Here is a 1565-nt window from a genome sequence, read left to right as displayed (position 1 = left end):
TCCTTGATGAGCGCGCCGGCGCCGGAGAGGGTGTTTTGCAGGGTGCCGTCGGCGGCGGTGTCCAGGACCAGGACGCCTTCGAGTTCGATGGCGGCGGTGCCGAGGCCGGCGGCGTCGGCGAGGCGCGCGGTGGCGCCGGCGTTGATGTTGGTTTGCGCGGTGTAGGCGGTGTTCGAGGTGGTGATCGTCATCGTGCCGCCGGCGAGGGTGAGCGCTCCGGTGCCGGTGATGTGGCCGTCGATTTGGCCTCCGTTGGCGATTGCTTGCGCCTTGCCGTTGAGGTTGAAGGCGGCGGAGGATCTGATGTGGAGCCGGTCGGTTTGGCCGAGGGCGTTGTCGGCGCCGGCGACGAGCGTGCCGGTGGCGACGAATGTCGTGCCGGTGTAGGCATTGGCGTTGTTGAGCGTGATCGAATCGGTTGCCTCGATGCGGAGGTTGCCGGAGCCCGTGACCCTGGCGTGCAGTTCGTCTGCCCCGTTCAGAATCGCGTCGTCGATGTCGCCGGTGAGCAGCGTGGTCTTGCCGGCGAGAAGGTCGAGCGCGGTCAGCTCGTAGGAGAGGTGGATGCCGGTGTTGCTCGCGACCGCGGCAAAGTCGTAGGTGCCGCTGGCCACGGTGTCGCCGGACTGGTTGATGTCGAGTTGCGCGGCGTCGGTGATTTGGTTGCCGTGGTGATCAACGAGGTGCGTGCCGGTGACGAGCGTCTTGCCGCCGGCCGCAAGGGTGGTCGATTCAACGAGGGTGACGGAGCGGCCCTCGTCTTGCTGGAGCAGCGGGAGCGCGTTGTCGGCGAGGGCGCCGGTGTCGATGACCAGGACGGTGTCGCGGACGGCGAGCGTGCCGGTGCGGATGATGCCGGCCGCCTCCGTGCCGCTCGCGGCGAGCGTGAAGGCGAGCGTGCCGGATTGCAGCGTGAGGTTGCCGATTTGCTGCGCGCCGCTGCCGGTGGCGACGAAGGCGTTTTCGTCGATTTGCAAGGTGGCTTCGGTGAGAACGGCGGTGTTGGTGCCGGACAGGTCAAAGGTGGAATGGCCGAGTTCGAGGACGCCGGTGAAAAGGGCTGAAGGACTGAAGGCTGAAGGGCTGAAGGTGAAGGCGTTGCCGGAGAGGTTCACGGCGAGGGTGCCGGCGCCGGTCAGCGTGTTCGAGTAGGCCCACGCGGTGGCGGCGGCGATGTCGAGCAGGCCGTCGATGTGCGTGTTGCCCAAGCCGAGGTTCGCGGTCGTGGAAACGGTGCCCGAGCCGGTGATGTTCCAAGCGGTGGAGTTTGTTCCGGTGAGGTTCACGCCCGCGCCGGTGACGGCGGTCGTGCCGGTGCCGCTGATGTTGTTGGCGAAGGTGCCCGTGGCGGCGAGGTCGAGGATCGCGTTGTTGATGACGGCACTGGTGCCGACGCCCCGGAGGTTTTCGAGTCGCAGCGTGCCGCCGGTGACGATGGTCGTGCCGGTGAGGGTTTCGTTGGCGCGCGCGATGGTGAGCGTGGTCGCGGCGTCGATTTTCTCGAAGACGCCAGAGCCGGAGAGCGCGGTATTGCCGAGGTTCGCGTCGGTCGAGGCGGCGAGGCG

1 pseudogene is annotated in these 1565 nt (G+C 67.7%); it reads right to left on the bottom strand.

What is annotated here, in order from left to right:
- Positions 1-1565: pseudogene (locus tag M2103_RS13175) on the bottom strand (hypothetical protein); the annotation flags it as partial.

It is taken from the genome of Ereboglobus sp. PH5-5 (genome assembly GCF_029504805.1).
Lineage (GTDB): Bacteria > Verrucomicrobiota > Verrucomicrobiia > Opitutales > Opitutaceae > Ereboglobus.
The sequence above is the reverse complement of the archived record's forward strand: the minus strand, read 5'-3'. Positions and strand labels throughout refer to the sequence as shown.